13 protein-coding genes are annotated in these 15,690 nt (G+C 63.1%); 7 read left to right on the forward strand and 6 right to left on the reverse strand.

Features of this window, described 5'->3' with window-relative positions:
• Positions 1-10: 10 nt before the first annotated feature.
• Positions 11-1,150 carry a mandelate racemase/muconate lactonizing enzyme family protein gene (locus AC5ZGW_RS03250; protein WP_130224145.1) on the reverse strand — a complete coding sequence of 380 codons (1,140 nt, stop codon included), beginning with the start codon at positions 1,148-1,150 and terminating at the stop codon, positions 11-13.
• A 59-nt stretch (positions 1,151-1,209) separates the two neighbouring features.
• On the reverse strand, positions 1,210-2,178 hold the full coding sequence (locus AC5ZGW_RS03255) for a Bug family tripartite tricarboxylate transporter substrate binding protein (RefSeq protein ID WP_130224147.1): 969 nt from the start codon (positions 2,176-2,178) through the stop codon (positions 1,210-1,212).
• A 77-nt stretch (positions 2,179-2,255) separates the two neighbouring features.
• Here AC5ZGW_RS03255 and AC5ZGW_RS03260 point away from each other — a divergent pair, with 77 nt between their 5' ends.
• Positions 2,256-2,993, forward strand: coding sequence for a GntR family transcriptional regulator (locus AC5ZGW_RS03260; RefSeq protein ID WP_245474568.1), 738 nt, complete (start codon positions 2,256-2,258; stop codon positions 2,991-2,993).
• Positions 2,994-3,042: 49 nt separating this feature from the next.
• Here the strand turns inward: AC5ZGW_RS03260 and AC5ZGW_RS03265 are convergent, their stop codons facing one another.
• Positions 3,043-3,921: an IclR family transcriptional regulator gene (locus tag AC5ZGW_RS03265; protein WP_130224149.1), complete on the reverse strand. Its 879-nt coding sequence runs from the start codon at positions 3,919-3,921 to the stop codon at positions 3,043-3,045.
• A 105-nt stretch (positions 3,922-4,026) separates the two neighbouring features.
• Entirely contained in the window at positions 4,027-4,941 is a 915-nt protein-coding gene (locus AC5ZGW_RS03270) for a dihydrodipicolinate synthase family protein (RefSeq protein ID WP_130224151.1), read from the reverse strand.
• Positions 4,942-5,221: 280 nt separating this feature from the next.
• Between AC5ZGW_RS03270 and AC5ZGW_RS03275 the strand changes: the two genes are divergently transcribed.
• The 6 genes from AC5ZGW_RS03275 (at position 5,222) to AC5ZGW_RS03300 (ending at position 12,667) form a co-directional block, all read left to right on the forward strand.
• Positions 5,222-6,511, forward strand: coding sequence for an MFS transporter (locus tag AC5ZGW_RS03275; protein WP_496113855.1), 1,290 nt, complete (start codon positions 5,222-5,224; stop codon positions 6,509-6,511).
• A 69-nt stretch (positions 6,512-6,580) separates the two neighbouring features.
• Positions 6,581-7,738 (forward strand): ABC transporter substrate-binding protein, encoded by a 1,158-nt coding sequence (locus AC5ZGW_RS03280; RefSeq protein ID WP_130224152.1) that lies wholly within the window; start codon positions 6,581-6,583, stop codon positions 7,736-7,738.
• A gap of 55 nt (positions 7,739-7,793) precedes the next feature.
• Positions 7,794-8,675 (forward strand): branched-chain amino acid ABC transporter permease, encoded by an 882-nt coding sequence (locus AC5ZGW_RS03285; RefSeq protein WP_130224154.1) that lies wholly within the window; start codon positions 7,794-7,796, stop codon positions 8,673-8,675.
• Entirely contained in the window at positions 8,676-9,674 is a 999-nt protein-coding gene (locus tag AC5ZGW_RS03290; RefSeq protein ID WP_130224156.1) for a branched-chain amino acid ABC transporter permease, read from the forward strand. It abuts the gene before it with no gap.
• Complete coding sequence (locus AC5ZGW_RS03295; RefSeq protein ID WP_130224158.1) at positions 9,658-11,154, forward strand: ATP-binding cassette domain-containing protein; 1,497 nt, start codon at positions 9,658-9,660, stop codon at positions 11,152-11,154. Before AC5ZGW_RS03290 ends, AC5ZGW_RS03295 begins: the two co-directional genes overlap by 17 nt.
• A 103-nt stretch (positions 11,155-11,257) precedes the next feature.
• Positions 11,258-12,667, forward strand: coding sequence for an FAD-binding oxidoreductase (locus tag AC5ZGW_RS03300; RefSeq protein ID WP_207230957.1), 1,410 nt, complete (start codon positions 11,258-11,260; stop codon positions 12,665-12,667).
• Positions 12,668-12,770: 103 nt separating this feature from the next.
• Here AC5ZGW_RS03300 and AC5ZGW_RS03305 read toward each other — a convergent pair whose 3' ends face one another.
• Together AC5ZGW_RS03305 and sdhA are read right to left on the reverse strand one after the other, a co-directional pair.
• Positions 12,771-13,634: a 4'-phosphopantetheinyl transferase family protein gene (locus tag AC5ZGW_RS03305; RefSeq protein ID WP_130224162.1), complete on the reverse strand. Its 864-nt coding sequence runs from the start codon at positions 13,632-13,634 to the stop codon at positions 12,771-12,773.
• 24 nt (positions 13,635-13,658) lie between these two features.
• Positions 13,659-15,455: a succinate dehydrogenase flavoprotein subunit gene (sdhA, locus tag AC5ZGW_RS03310; protein WP_130224164.1), complete on the reverse strand. Its 1,797-nt coding sequence runs from the start codon at positions 15,453-15,455 to the stop codon at positions 13,659-13,661.
• Positions 15,456-15,690 lie beyond the last annotated feature (235 nt).

Below are 15,690 nucleotides of genomic sequence, written 5' to 3' on the forward strand. Positions count from 1 at the left end.
GACCATCGGTTCACGCCACCCGGTAGCGATCGATCACGCCGCGATCGATCTCGATGCCAAGTCCGGCGCCGGTCGGCACCGCGACCTTGCCCTTGACCTGGACGATCGGTTCGACCGCCAGGTGATCGCGAAACGGGTTTTCCTCCTGCTCGAATTCCAGCATCGGCGGCATCGGAAACAGGCTCGGCGGCTGGTTCGGGATCGACGCCAGGAAATGGATGGTGGCGGCAAGGCCGACCGCGGACCCCCAGGCATGGGGCACGCATTCCACGCCATGCGTCGTGGCAAGCGTCGCGATCTTCTTGCATTCGGTAATGCCGCCCACCGCGCAGACATCGGGCTGCACGATATCCATCGCCTTGCGCACGATGGCGTCGCGGAAGCCCCATCTGGTGAACTCGTTCTCGCCGCCGGCGACCGCCATGTCGAGCGCGCGCGAGACCTCCACATAGCCGTCGATGTCTTCCGGCGAAATCGGCTCCTCGAACCACTCGATGTCGAGCTCTTCGAGCTTGCGCCCGAGACGGATTGCAGCCGGCACAGTGAAGCAGTGATTGGCGTCGACCATCAGCTTGATGCCGGGGCCGATCGCTTCGCGTACGGCTTTCACGCGCTCGAAGTCGCGCTTGATCGAGCCAAGCCCGATCTTCATTTTGATCGCCTTGAAGCCGGCCTCAACGTAGCCCGTCGCTTCCTCGACCGCTTCCTCGACCAGCCGGTTCATGTCGGTGAAATAGAGCCCGGTGGCGTAGGCATCGACCTCGGTGCGGAAGGCGCCGCCGATGAGCTTGTGCACCGGCTTGTTGCAGGCTTTGCCGATAATGTCCCAGAGCGCGATGTCGATACCGCTGATGGCTGCGATCGACATGCCCTTCGGACCGTAATCCTTGATCCGGTTGTAGAGGTCTTCCCAGATCACCTCGACGTCGAAGGGATCGTGGCCGATCACGCGCGGGGCAAGCTGGGTTTCGATAAAGGCTTTCGCGACGGCCGATGGTCCGTAGCATTCGCCCCAGCCGACGATGCCGTCATTAGTTTCGATCTCGACCAGGCATGTGCCGCGCGTCTTGTAGAGCCAGCCGCGCGAGGAGGTGAAGGGACGTTGCACCGGAGCGGCGACGACGTGACAGGTGATCTTCTTGATGGACAAGCGCGTGAACCTTGGTTGGAGAGTGTTGGAGTTAAGAGCAGCGATTCCGCCGTATCAGCCTATTCCTTCGGAAAGACCTGTGATGCCACAGTGCCGAGCGTGGCTGCGACGTTGTCGACTTCCTTGGTCAGCGCATCGCCGGTCAGGTCGTCGACGAGGAACACGTTCTTCTTGGCGAATTCCTTGAAGCGCGGATCCTGAATGGCGGCGCGGAACGCGGTGATCAGCTTGGTGCGGACGTCGTCGGGAAGGTTTGCCGGACCAACGACGTATGCCATCTGGACGACAGGCCCGTAGGGAAAGACGTCGTAGCCCTTCTCCTTGAAGGTCGGTACGTCCGGAAACATCTCCAGCCGCTCATTGGCGAAGATGCCGATCGGCTTCAGCAGGCCTTCCTGGATCTGGCCAAGTGTTTCCGACGGCTTCAACACGCCGGAATCGACGTGCTGACCGAGCAGGTCGGCCACCACTTTCGATCCGCCGGTGTAGGGCACGTTGACGAAGTTCACGCCCGCCGCGCGCGCGGTCATCAAGGCGAAGATGTGGTTCAGATTGTAATTGCCGGGGGTGCCGATCGTGACCTTGTCGGGATTGCCCTTCATGTACTTGATGAAATCGTCGAGCGATTTCTGCTCGGCCTTGGTCGAGACCAGGAGCATCAACGGATCGGTCGAGACGCGCGCGATGTGGGTGAACTGCGCATTCGTCAGCGGCGCCTTGCCCTGCGCCATCAGCGCCAGCGTCGAGCTGGTCCCCATGCCTAGCGTGTAACCGTCCGGCGCTGCGCTTGCGACCCGACGCATGCCGATCACGCCGGTCGCGCCGACGACGTTTTCGATGACGATCTTGATCCCATGTTCGCGCAGGATCGGATCGAGCGCCCGGGCCGCGACGTCGTTCGAGCCACCGGCGTTCCACGGCACGATGAAAGTGATGTCCCGCTGGGGATAGTCCGACTGACCGTAGCTGGCGGGCGCCTGGAGCATCGAAATCAGGCACGCCAGGGTGATCGCGGCAACTTTTCTCATCGTGGTATTTCCTCCCGTTTTGTTGTTTGTTATAACAAACATCGTCGGAAGGTCAAGACGGCCGACCGGAGGAGGATTTGCGCGATGTCGCGCGCCGCGATACCGAGCGTTGTATGACGGCATTGAAACGAATCGAGCGTGAACCGCTGTGGGATCTCGCGCACGCGCAGTTGCGGGATGCGCTGCTGGCCGGGCGGTTCGAGCCCGGCACGGTCTTGACCTTGCGCTCGCTGGCCGAAAGTTTCGGGACGTCAATCACGCCGGTGCGCGACGCCGTCACCCGTCTGGTAGCGCAAGGCGTGCTGCAGCAGGGGCCGCGCAACTCCGCGATCGTGCCGCACCTGTCCCGCCGCGAGCTTTCGGACCTGACGGTGGTGCGTTGCGCGCTGGAAGGCCGCGCAGCGCGGGAGGCCGCCCTGCGGCGGCATGACGAGGCCGCCCTGCGAAAGCTGCAAGAGCGGCTCTCGACGATGCAGTCGCTGATCGCTGCGCGCAAGCTCGAGAGCTACCTCGAGCATCACCGCAAGTTTCACTTCGGCATTTACGCGATGTCGGGGGTCCCGCTGCTCGTCGAGACCATCGAGAACATGTGGCTGCGCTGCGGGCCGGTGCTGTCCTACGTGATCCCCGAATATGTCGTCCTGCTGAAGGGTTGGGATCACCACACCGCGGCGCTGAAGGCTATCGTGGCGGGTGACGCCGATAGTGCCGAACGCGAGATCGTCGCCGACATTAGTGATGCCGCGCACTACCTCGCGAGTCTTGCAGATTCGACGGGCCAATTGAGGCGACCGTCTGGGCTAGTCACCTCTTAGCTGCGCGCGGCGCCCCGGACTGGCGAAGATGGAAGGTGAAGCCCTTCGATCAGGCGCCACGTTCGCCTTGTGCGGTTCCTGCCGTGGTCCGTTGACGACGTTTGGGGGCGTTGCGTTCCGGCGCAGCGTCGGCGGCTCGGCTGTGCGAGTCAGGCTGGTAGCCCAGGCGGATCGACAGGAGCTCGGCGTGCGTCATCACGGTCCGGGCGAGCTCTGGCACCCATTCGGCCGTAACGCGCCGGCTCGGACCACTCACGCTAATTGCCGCGAAGACGCGGCCCGCACTGTTGCGGATCGGTGCGCCGACGCAGCGCAGCTCCGGCTCATGCTCGCAATCGTCCACCGAATAGCCGCGGGACCTGATCGCGGCCAGTTCGGCCTTTAGCCGCTTGGGCTCAACGATTGTGCTCGGCGTGAAGCGAGGCAGGCCGGCGCGGATGACCCGGTCGATCACGGCGTCGCTCTGGAAGGCGAGCGCCGCCTTACCCACGCCTGTCGAGTGACAAGGTGAGGCTTCCATCGTGATGACGGTGTTGTGTGGGCGTGCAGTAATTTGGCTGCGGCGATTGACGAAGACCATCTGCGCGCCGTCGAAGACGCAAAGATGCACATCCTCGCCGCTGAGCTTGCCAAGCGTATCGACGAAAGGCGGCGCCTCGCGATACAGCGGGAGGTTTATGAGTGCGCTGCCGCCGAGCTCGAACAGTTTTATGCCAAGCCGGTAGCGATCGCGGCTCGCATCCTGCTCCAGGAACCCGACGCTGCGCAGGCTATCGACGATGCGATGGACGGTGGTGCGCGGTAGGCCGGTGCGTCGCGCGATCTCGACAACGCTCAGCTCGGGGTCGGTCGAGGAGAAGGCCTCCAGGACCTCGAGCATCTTGAAGAGCGACTTCACGCTCTGTCGACCGCTGTCGACGCTAGTCATGTCGGACCTTTCGGGTGGCGTCGCCACGCAATATCCAGGACGCGAACCAAGTCCGACTTAGACGGAATCGGGCGCGGCGGCAATGCCGCGCCCTTTGTCGTGCGCTCACTCGGCTGCGACCAGCCTCACGCTGCCTTCGACCTCGAGCAGGGGCTTGAGGGCAGCCGCGATCGCGTCCTTTTGCCGGCTGGTCGGAGCCGGCATCGGCTGCCGCGGAAGACCGCTCGGCGATCCCTGGAGGGTGAGGGCATGCTTCACGCAGGCCGGGAGATTGTCGCCGACGATCGTGTTCCAGAACCGCAACAGGCGCTTGTGGATCTCGATCGCGGTCGCGTGGTCACCGCGTTCGACCGCGTTCCACAGTGCCACGCAGGCGCCGGGCACTGCGGCCGGGTTCGCGGCGATCGTGCCATGCGCGCCGAGCGCGAAGGACGGATAGAGCAGCGCATCGACCGCCGTCAGCACGACCTTGCCCGCGGGCACGTCGAGCAAAAGATCGGCCATCAGCTTCAGGTCGCCGGCGCTCTGCTTGACGCCGATCACGCCGGGCAGCTCGTTCATGATCCGCAGCAGCAGCGCGGGGCTCAGGTAGTTCCAGGGCACGACGTTGTAAATGATGACGGGCTGCTTGACCGACTCGGACAGCGTCTTGAAGTGGCCGACCGTCGCATCCTCGTCTGGCTTGAAGAGATAGTGCACCGGCGTGATTTGGAGCGCGGCGACGTCGACCGATTCGATGGCGCGGGCGCGGTCAATCGCTTCGCGGGTCGAGTTGGCGATAATGCCGGCGACGAGCGGCACCTTGCCGTTCAGCTCCTCTGCGCAGGCCTCGATCAAACGCCGGAATTCGTCGGCGGTAAGCGTGTGACCCTCACCCGTGCTGCCGCCAACACAGACGCCATGCACGCCCTTATCGAGCAAAAACTTCACTTGGCGACGGAAGGCCTTTTCGTCGATGTCGCCGTTCTGATCGAACGGCGTGGTGAGGGGCGGGATGATCCCCGTAATCTTCGCTGGCACGTTATCCTCCTTTATTGTCCGGAATACGGACATTTTTGTATGACAAATGCGCGCATGACGTCAAGCGTGGTCGGCAACATATCGAGTTATTTGCGCTAAATTTAAGAGGAGATTAGCGGCGCGGGCCAAAAAATCCACTTGACATGTGGAATAACTCGCTGCTCATGTTGTCCGCAATACGGACAAAATCCGGGCAGGGGATGTCTTCCTGCCGAAGCCGGAGGACGACGTCATGAGCGGAATGGTTAGGTCGAGCGGGTCCAGCCGGGTGGCAGACCAAGTGACCGCTTCGATCAAGGGTCGGGAGTCCAGCGACATCCGGAAGGTTGCTGTGGCGAGCGCCATCGGCAACATGATCGAGTATTACGACTTCACGCTCTACGCGACCGCAACCGCGCTCGTCTTCAACAAGATCTTCTTCCCGAGTTCTGATCCCTTGGTCGGATCGCTGCTCGCTTTCGCGACGTTCTTCGTGGGCTATTGTGCAAGGCCGCTCGGCGGCGTGCTGTTCGGCCATTTCGGGGACCGCGTCGGCCGAAAAACAGCGCTGCTCATCACTATCGTGATCATGGGACTTGGGACTTTCCTCATCGGACTCATGCCGACCTATGAGCAGGTCGGTGTGTTGGCGCCGATCTGTCTCATCGGGCTGCGGCTGTTGCAGGGAATTGGCATCGGCGGCGAATATGGCGGCGGCATGGTGATGACGGTCGAGCACGCGCCGGCCGATCGGCGCGGTTTCTTCAGCTCGCTCGTCCACATCGGCGTGCCCGCCGGATTCCTGATTCCGATCGCGCTTTTGGGAATCCTGTCGACCTCCATGAGCGAGCCTGACTTCCTCGCCTGGGGCTGGCGGATCCCGTTCCTGTTTTCGATCGTCCTCGTCGGGATCGGGCTCTTCATCCGCTTCAAGATCTCGGAGACGCCGGCGTTCAAGCGCGTGCTGAGCGAGGAGGGGGCTGCCAGCGTGCCGGTGGTCGAAGCGGTCCGCAATCACAAGGGCAACATTTTGTTCGGTATCGGTGCCAAGGTCGCCGAAAGCGGGCTGTTCAACATCTACGCCGTGTTCGCGATCACCTACTGCAAGACCAAGCTCGGACTGCCGAGCCAGACGATCCTGAACGGCGTGCTCGTTGGCTGTGCGCTCGAATGCCTGACGCTGCCGATGTTCGGGGCGCTGTCGGACCGGATTGGTCGTCGCGCAGTCTATTTAGGCGGCATGATCTTCCAGGCCGCGCTCGCGCTCGTCTTCTTCCAGATGCTGAACACCGGGCACACCGGCATGATCTGGCTCGCGATCGCGCTCGGCCTCGCGCTTGGTCATGGCTCGGTCTACGGCGCGCAGGGCGCCTACTTCTCGGAGCTGTTTCCGGCGCGCATTCGCTACAGCGGCCTCTCGCTCGTGCAGCAGCTCGGCCCGATCCTCGGCGGCGGCCTCTCGCCGCTGATCGCAACCGCACTGCTTGCCGAGTACGGCTCGGCCTATTGGGTGGCCGGCTACATGGTCGCGATGGCGCTGCTGTCGGCCGCCTGTGTCTTCGGCCTCCGTCCGCTCCGCTCGGATAACTGAACCGATCCTGCTCGCAAAACCAGCCGCTCGAGACGAGGCGGCATCGCAAAACCAAGTGAGGAAACTGCCATGGTCTCTACCTTGCACTTCTCTCGACGCAGTCTGATCAAGGGCATCGCCGCCGCGCCGCTCGCAATGCCGGCGATCCTTGGCCGTGCACGCGCCGCCGATCCCATCCGCATCGGCATTTCCGGACCGATGACGGGTCAGTTCGCCCAAAACGGCCAGTGGATGAAGAACGGCGTCGCGATTGCGGTGAAGCAGGTCAACGACAAGGGCGGCATCAAGGGGCGCATGATCGAAGTGCGCATCGCCGACGATCTCGGGCCGAACCCTACCGCGGCGGCCAATGCCGTCACCAAGCTCGCGACCCAGGACGAAGTCGTGGCACTGGTGGGTCCGCACTACACGCCGGGTATCCTGCCGAACCTGCCGTTGCTCGCGAAATACAAGATCCCGTGCCTGACGGGCGCAACCGGTCCGGTCGTCACCCAGCAAGGCAGCCCCTGGGTGTTTCGCGTCCGCCTGAATGATGCGATCGGCGCGGACCTTCTGGTCAAATACGTCACCGAAGATCTGCAATGGAAGAAGATCGGACTTGGCTACGTCAACACGGCCTTTGGGCAATCCGGCATAGGCGTGGTCAAGGCCTCCTTGAGCAAGCGCGGCGGCGAGCCTGCGCTGGTGCAGGCCCACACCGACGCGACCAAAGATTACACCTCCCAGATCCTGGCCTTCCAGCAGGCCGGTGTCGACGGCATCATCGTCTGGACTGACGATCAACCGGCCGGGCTCATTGCCAAGCAGAGCAAGACCCTCGGCGTCAAATTCGGCATCGCCGGCAACACGGCATTCTCGCAGCCGATTTTCCTCGGCCTCGCCGGAGAGGGCGCCGACGGATGCATGGCGATCGGCGAGTTCGTCAAGGACAATCCCGACGAGCGGGTGCAGAACTGGAAGCGGCTCTATTCGGCGACCCATCCCGGTGACGAGCCGGAACTCTACGCCACGGTCTATCACGACGCGGCAAAGCTGATCATTGCGGCGATGGAGCGCGCCGATGCCATTACGGGCGAGGGAATCCAGCAGGCGCTGACCGCGATCCGTGACTTCCCGGGCATCGTCACACGCTATGGCTGGACCGGCAACGGCGATATGACCCATTCCGGCATCATCACCAAGGTCGCCGGCGGCAAGCCGGAGATCGTCAAGGCCATCAGCAGCTAACGCGCGCGCGACGCCGCCGGACCTCCGGTGGCCGGCACCGGGATGGGATCTTACGATGTTGCAGACTTTTAGTCAGATCGTATTGGTGGGATTGGCGGTCGGCGCCGCCTATGCGCTGGTGGCGCTCGGCTACACGCTGATCTGGAATGCGGTCTCCCTGGTCAACTTTGCTCAGGGAGACCTCGTGATGCTCGGCGCCTTCGTCTCGGTCGGCTGGCTCGCCAATCGTCTCGGGATGCCACTGTGGCTGAACCTCGGCGCGATGCTGGTGATCCTTGGCCTCTTCGGCGCCGCGCTGGCCTGGGGAATCTACCATCCCCTGCGCAACGCGCCGCAATTGTCGGCGATCGTGGCAACGCTCGGCCTGTCCATGGCGTTGCAGAATATCGCCGTGATCATCTGGGGACCGCAGCCTCTCAACTTCGCTGGCCCCCTGGGCACGACCTCGGTGCAGCTCTTCGGCTCCACGATCTACGCGCAGTATCTCGTCATCCTGGCGGCGCTCGCGGTGATGATGGCGATCCAGCACGCGCTGTTTCAGCATACGGCGCTCGGTCGCGCGATGCGCGCCACCGCGCAGGACGCCGAAGCCGCCCGGCTGATGGGCATCCCCACAGCCCGCATCATCGCTTTCATCTTTGCCTACGCCACCATGCTCGCAGCCTTGGCGGGCTGGCTGGTCGCGCCGCTGTCTTACGTATCTTCCGACATGGGCGTTAACCTGTCGCTCCGTGCCTTCGCGGCGACCATCCTCGGCGGCTTCGGCTCGATCCCCGGCGCGCTCGTCGGTGGCCTGATCTTCGGCGTCATCGAGTCGGCGGGCTCCTTCTACATTTCGTCGGAATATATCGACGTGATCGCGTTCGGCGTCTTGATCGCAGTTCTGATGTTCCGCCCGCAGGGCATTTTCGGTGAACTCGAACTGGAGCGTCCATAAATGACCGCCGACGGAAACACGCTGACGATGCGTACGCTCGCCCTTCTGGTGATCGGCGCGGCGATCCTGTGCGGCCTCCTCCTGCCGCAATTCCTGTCGGTGTACTATCTGCAGGTCGCAGACGTGACATTGATCAACATCCTCCTGGTCCTCGGGCTCAATTTCATTCTCGGCTTCGGTGGCCAGATGTCGCTCGCACAATGCGCATTCTTCGGCATCGGGGCGTATGGATTCACGCTGCTTCAGGCCGCAGGCATGCCGGTGCCGGTCGCCGCGATCGGCGCGATCGCAATCTCCGCCGCGGTGGGGATGGCGCTGGGCTGGCCGACATTGCGGCTGAAGGGGCATTACCTCGCCCTGTGCACGCTGGCCTTCGCGCTGATCGTCGAGCGGCTGCTGGTGAACTGGGAGGGCCTCACCAACGGCGCCAACGGCATCACCGCGATCCCGGGCATCGGGCTTGCCGGCGAGAACGACAAGATGCTGTGGGTATTGCTCGCGATCGTCGCTTGCGCCTATCTGCTTCAGGTCTGGATCGCCAATGGTCCGCTGGGTCTGCGCATCCGCGCGCTACGCGACGATGCGCTGGCCGCGCAGGCCATCGGCGTCGACATCTCGCGGCTCAAGATCATGCTGTTCGTGATCTCGGCCGCCTATGGCGGTCTTGCCGGCATCTGCTACGTGCTGCTGCGCGGCTATATCAGCCCCGACGTCTTCTCGTGGCAGTCGACCTTCTCCTACCTCGCCATGGCGGTGGTTGGCGGCCTCGGAAGCCCCCTTGGCGCCGTGCTCGGGGCCATCCTCTACACCTTCGTACCGGAGCTGTTGCGCTTCATGCAGGAATACTACTTTGCCGTCTTCGGCGTCATGGTCATCCTCGTGATCACCTTCTTCCCTGCCGGTCTCTCCGGACTGGTTCTCTCCGCCTTCCACAGTCTTCGCCGGCGCGAAAAATCCTATGCACGATCGGACGTGACGCATCATGAACGCGCTGCTTGAACTCTCCGGCGTCACCAAACACTTCGGCGGCCTGACGGCGCTCGAAGACGTATCGCTCACCGTCGCGCAGGGCACGATCCATGCTGTGATTGGCCCCAACGGCTCGGGCAAGACCACGCTGTTCAACATCATCAGCGGCATCTATACGCCGACCGGAGGCGAGGTGCGCTTCGAAAGCGCCGTCGTCACGTCGAAGCCATTGCACCAGCTCGCGGCAATGGGGCTGGCACGCACGTTCCAGAACACCCGCCTGTTCGGCTCGATGACCGTGCGCCAGAACGTCCTTGCCGCGCGGCACGGCAGGGCTCATCCGTGGCGCTTCGACCAGGAAAACGCACGCCGGGTCGATGAGATCATTGCGTTCGTCGGGCTTGCTGATGTTGCCGACGCTAATGCCGCCTCGTTGCCGCAGGGGCAGCGGCGTCTGCTCGAAATCGCCAAGGCGCTAGCGCTGGAGCCGCGCCTCGTGCTGCTTGACGAGCCGCATGGCGGTCTCAACCATGCCGAGACCGCACGCCTGATCGAGGTGATCCGCCAGATGCATGCGCGGGGTATGACGATCCTCCTGATCGAGCACGAGATGGAAGTTGTGATGACGCTCGCCGACCGGATCACCGTGCTCAATTTCGGCAAGGTGCTGGCAGAGGGCGCGCCGGCCGAGATCCAGCGCAACGACGCCGTCATTGAGGCCTATCTCGGCCGTGCCGACCGCGAGGCGGAGCTCCATGAACAGGTCGGCCGCGCAAGCGAAGGCACTGGCGCGCCGCTGCTCGAGGTCTCCGATCTCGTGGTCCGCTATGGTGACATCGAGGCGGTGCGGCAGGTGTCGCTGAAGGTCGGTGTCGGCGAGTTCGTGGCGCTGCTCGGCAACAACGGGGCAGGCAAATCCTCCACGCTGAAGGCGATCGCGCGTCTGGCGCAGGCCTCGGGCTCGGTGCGCTTCACAGGTCAGGAGCTGATCAGGGAGCCGACCGAGCGTCTGGTCGGAATGGGACTGGCGCTCGTTCCCGAGCGCCGGCGGCTGTTCGGCGGATTGACCGTGACCGAGAATCTCAAGATCGGCGCCTATGGACGGCCGCACGGCGAACTGGCGGGATTGATCGAGGAAATGCTCGAACTATTCCCCAACCTCAAGCGCCTGTCGGCATCGCTGGCCTTTTCGCTCTCAGGCGGGGAGCAGCAGATGCTCGCTATTGCCCGCGCATTGATGAGTCGTCCGCGCCTCTTGCTGCTCGACGAGCCGTCGCTCGGACTGGCTCCGCTGCTGGTCGAGCAGGTGTTCGGCAAGCTCGTGGAAATCAATCGGCAGGGGACCGCGATCCTGCTGGTTGAGCAGAATGCCCGCATGGCGCTCGCGGTCGCGCATCGCGGTTATGTGCTGAGCTCGGGACGCATCGTCGCCGAGGGCAGCGCCGCCGAGGTCGCGCGTGATCCCCGCCTGATGGGCGCCTATCTCGGCCACGGCGAGGCCGCCGAATAAGCCATCGGGCTGGATCTGGTGCTCACGAGAGCCGGCGCCGTCGCGGCTTGAAAGGCGGATCGCCGTGGTGCAGATGGAAGCAGGGTCACCAATGGAAGCCGACATGAACGCCCACACCCTGCCGCGCCCAACAACTGAAGTCATCGCCGCTGTGCGCGCGAGGCTCGCCGAACGCCTGGGCGCGCGTGTCACCGTCTCGCAGGCCGTGCTCGACCAGCATAGCCACGGCGAGGGTCTGCCGGCAGTCGGTGTGCCAGACCTCGTGGTCTTTCCCGAGACCAACGAGGAGGTCGCCTTCGTTCTCGCGCTGTGTAACGAACACCGCGTACCGGTCACGCCATTCGGCGCGGGGTCCTCGCTTGAGGGCCAGCTCGCAGCCCTTGCCGGCGGCGTGTCGCTCGACATGACGCGCTTTGACAAAATCCTTGAGGTCACACCGGACTCGCTCGACTGCCGGGTCCAGGCGGGCGTGACGCGCGAAGCGCTGAACGCGCATGTTCGCGACACCGGCCTGTTCTTTCCGGTCGATCCAGGCGCCAACGCCTCGATCGGCGGCATGGCCGCCACGCGGGCCTCCGGCACCAATGCGGTGCGTTATGGCACGATGCGTGAGAATATTCTCGGCCTCACCGTCGTCACGCCCGATGGCCGCATCGTCCGCACCGGTAGCCGCGCGCGGAAGTCATCTGCCGGCCTTGATCTCACCCATCTCTATGTCGGCAGCGAAGGAACGCTCGGCGTCATCACCGAAATCCAGCTCAGGCTTTACGGGCAGCCGGAGACGATCATTGCGGCCGTCTGCCAGTTTGCCTCGCTTGAAGGTGCTGTCGCCGCTGTCGTGACGGCGCTGCAGTCCAATCTGAAGATGGCGCGCATTGAACTGCTCGACGAGGTGCAGATGCGCGCCGCAATCCGCTATTCGAAGCTGGATTATGTGGAGACGCCGACGCTCTTTCTCGAGTTCCACGGCACGCCGAACGGAGTGCGCGAAGAAGTGGAGATGATGCAAGCGATAACAGCGGATCACGGCGGCGGCGCGTTTCAATTCGCCGAGCGGCCGGAAGACCGGACGCGGTTGTGGAAGGCGCGCCACAATTCCTATCAAGCTGTGATGGCGCTTGAGCCCGGCAAGGCCAATATGGGTACCGATGCCTGCGTGCCGATTTCGGCGCTGCCGGCCTGCCTGTTGGAGACCAAGGCGGACATTGTCGCATCTGGCCTGACGGCGCCGATCGTCGGCCATGTCGGTGATGGCAATTTCCATCTCGGAATCCTGTTCGATCCGAAGGACGCGCAAGAGACTGAGCGCGCCGAGGCGCTCGCCTTTCGCACCGCGCGCCGAGCCATTGCGATGGGAGGCACATGCTCAGGCGAACACGGCGTAGGGCTGCACAAGATCGTGCACATGGAAACGGAGCACGGTGAGGGGGTGGCGCTCATGAAGGCGGTAAAGACGGCGCTGGACCCGAGAGGAATCATGAATCCGGGAAAGATCTACCCGTCGAGCAACTGATTTCCAGTGTGCGCTGTTTGAAGACGAGACGCTCTTTCCGCGCTGGCCTCCAGCAACTACCACTGTGGATTTCGTCCACGGCGTATTTTTGTCGGCGCTTCCGTCAGAAATCAGCAGAGGCGAGGAGGTGCCATTGCGCGACAGATCCAAGCGCAGGAGGTACTGCGAGGACCGTTGGGCTTGGTCCTGCATCGACGATGACCTCATTTGGCGGAACTGCGAAACCTAGTCCGGCCGCTTTCAGCAATGCCTCCTTGAGGGTCCAATAGCGGAGAAACAATCGGGACCGGGATATCTCCGGCGCTTTCCGCAGAGCAGCTTGTTCTTCGGCGGCCAGCACCAGCTCGCTGATGGGATCGAGATGATCTACTTCGCGTAGGGGTTCGACGTCGACCCCGATGGGCATGCGTGCTGCGGCGACGGCAACGGCGCCCCTGGCATGACTGAGGCTGAAGTCGATTTCCTGCGGATCGACGAGAAGGACCGGCTTGCCGTTCGCCGATGGTGCAAACCGCAGCGCATTCGGCGGTCGACCTACTGCATGTCCAAGGATCAGGCGCGCTCCCGCATGGGCGGCCAGATAGCTGCGCCGGTCCTCATGATGCCGGAGTCGCGCCAAGTGGTCCGTCTCCTGCACGTCAAGCAGCGCGGCGCTTTGCTCAAGAGGAAGCGCGGTAGGGCCGGGCGTGGCGCCTTTCTCCGGCGGGGAGACTGCGGCCAGCCAGAACGCGATCTCTGCGGGTGTCGGTCCTTTGACCGGCGTCGGGAGGTTCGGATGGGGCAACCATCGCAGGCGCAACTCATCGTCTTCAGGCGTGACACGCTTGACGGCGATTGCCCAGGCGACCACCGTTGTTGCCTGCAACGCGGTAAGCGATGAGGCGAAACCGTCCTGTCCGGTGCAGACAGCGTTATTCATGCAAGGTTGGCTAACATCGGCCACCGGTTCTCTTGAACTGAGCGACATCCAGCATTGAGCGGTCCCCCTCAATCAATACACGCGCTCTCTTGGCGGGATTGACTGCACCTCGTTTGAGAGCGGCTGTAAATGCACTGGTCTGTAATCGAGCCGCGCGCGGCCATCATCATCGAGCCAGCACAGGCTGTGCTTCAGCCAATTTTCGTCATCGCGTTTGGGGAAATCTTCCCGCGCATGGGCGCCGCGGCTTTCCTTGCGACCGATCGCTGAATGAAGGCTGACGCTGGCCTGCGCAAGCATGTTGTCCAGTTCGAGTGTTTCGGCCAGATCGGTGTTGAAGATCATCGTGTGATCGGTCACGCCAATGTCATCCCGCATCGTGGCGATCACCTCGTTAAGTTTTGTCAAACCGTCGTCCAGCAGCGCGCCGGTGCGGAATACGGCGCAGTGGCGCTGCATGGTCTGTTGCATGGCGAGCCTGATGTCGCCGGCGACAGCCTTGCCTTTGGCCCACCTGATGCGATCGAGATGCGCGATGGCACGATCGGTCGCCTCGTCGGACGCCGGTGCGTGGCCCTCTTGCGGACGCAGGGTCTCGATCACGCGATGAGCGGCAGCTCGCCCAAACACGATGATGTCGAGAAGCGAATTGGAGCCGAGGCGGTTCGCTCCATGCACGGAAACGCAAGCCGCTTCCCCGATCGCCATCAGTCCTGGGACGACCGTTTCCGGATCGCCATGGCGAGACATGACGGCTTCGCCATGCAGATTGGTCGGAACTCCGCCCATGTTGTAATGGACGGTGGGCAGCACCGGAATCGGCTGGCGTGTGACGTCGACGCCCGCGAAGATTTTGGCGGTCTCGCTGATGCCCGGCAGGCGCGTGTGCAGGAGTTCCGGATCGAGGTGCTCCAGGTGTAGTTCGATGTAGTCCTTGCGCGGACCGCAGCCACGCCCTTCGTTGATCTCAATCGTCATGGCGCGGCACACGACGTCGCGCCCCGCAAGATCCTTCGCGCTTGGCGCATAACGCTCCATGAAGCGCTCGCCTTCGGAATTGGTGAGATAGCCGCCTTCGCCGCGCGCCCCTTCCGTGATCAGGCAACCGGAGCCGTAGATGCCGCTCGGGTGAAACTGTGTGAATTCCATGTCCTCGAGCGGCAACCCGGCCCTCAGGGCCATCGCGTTGCCGTCGCCGGTAGAGGTGTGGGCGGCGGTGCAGGAGAAGTAGACGCGCCCGTAACCTCCGGTGGCCAGCACAGTGCGGTGAGCATTGAAGCGGTGGATGGTCCCATCTTCCATGTTCCACGCCAGCAGGGCACGACAGGCGCCGTCATCATCCATCAGGAGGTCCAGCGCGAAATATTCGATGAAAAACTCCGTGCCGTGCGTCAGACACTGCTGATAGAGCGTGTGCAGGATGGCATGGCCTGTCCGATCGGCCGCCGCACAGGTGCGCTGGGCCATCTTCTTTCCGTACTCGATGGTCTGGCCACCAAAGGGACGTTGATAGATCCGACCATCTCCGGTGCGGGAGAAGGGCACCCCATAGTGCTCCAGTTCCAGCACCGCGGGTACGGCTTCGCGGCACATGTATTCGATTGCGTCCTGATCACCGAGCCAGTCGGAGCCCTTGACCGTGTCGTACATGTGAAAGCGCCAATCGTCGCCATCACCCATGTTTCCAAGCGATGCCGCCATGCCGCCCTGTGCGGCGACGGTGTGGCTGCGTGTCGGAAAGACCTTTGTAACGCAGGCGGTCTTGAGGCCTGACGATGCCATGCCCAGTGCCGCGCGCAATCCGGCGCCTCCGGCACCGACGATCACCACATCATAATTGTGGTCGATGATCTCGTACGCTTTAGCCATCCTGCAGTTCTCCCAAATGTGCGAACTGGTCTTTTCTGAGTTCAGCGGTATCCGTCGGATCGGCGAAAAGCTTATCGATCTCCGACCGTTCTGGCGACACAACTCAATATGGCGTCGAGCAGGCCAAATTCCATCGGCTTCGCTCTGACCATGCCCATCGCTTCGCGGAGAGATTCCGATATCGTCAAGTGAGATGATACGTATCTCATTATTTGAATTTTCAGGATGGAGATCG

This window comes from Bradyrhizobium sp. Crot121 (assembly GCF_059512385.1).

Excerpts from the sequence above, each read along its gene's own strand:
- AC5ZGW_RS03255 (WP_130224147.1), bottom strand. The coding sequence starts at position 2,178 with ATGAGAAAAGTTGCCGCGATCACCCTGGCGTGCCTGATTTCGATGCTC.
- AC5ZGW_RS03265 (WP_130224149.1), bottom strand. The coding sequence starts at position 3,921 with ATGACTAGCGTCGACAGCGGTCGACAGAGCGTGAAGTCGCTCTTCAAG.
- AC5ZGW_RS03280 (WP_130224152.1), top strand. The coding sequence starts at position 6,581 with ATGGTCTCTACCTTGCACTTCTCTCGACGCAGTCTGATCAAGGGCATC.
- AC5ZGW_RS03285 (WP_130224154.1), top strand. The coding sequence starts at position 7,794 with ATGTTGCAGACTTTTAGTCAGATCGTATTGGTGGGATTGGCGGTCGGC.
- AC5ZGW_RS03290 (WP_130224156.1), top strand. The coding sequence starts at position 8,676 with ATGACCGCCGACGGAAACACGCTGACGATGCGTACGCTCGCCCTTCTG.
- AC5ZGW_RS03295 (WP_130224158.1), top strand. The coding sequence starts at position 9,658 with ATGAACGCGCTGCTTGAACTCTCCGGCGTCACCAAACACTTCGGCGGC.
- AC5ZGW_RS03300 (WP_207230957.1), top strand. The coding sequence starts at position 11,258 with ATGAACGCCCACACCCTGCCGCGCCCAACAACTGAAGTCATCGCCGCT.
- AC5ZGW_RS03305 (WP_130224162.1), bottom strand. The coding sequence starts at position 13,634 with ATGTCGCTCAGTTCAAGAGAACCGGTGGCCGATGTTAGCCAACCTTGC.
- sdhA (WP_130224164.1), bottom strand. The coding sequence starts at position 15,455 with ATGGCTAAAGCGTACGAGATCATCGACCACAATTATGATGTGGTGATC.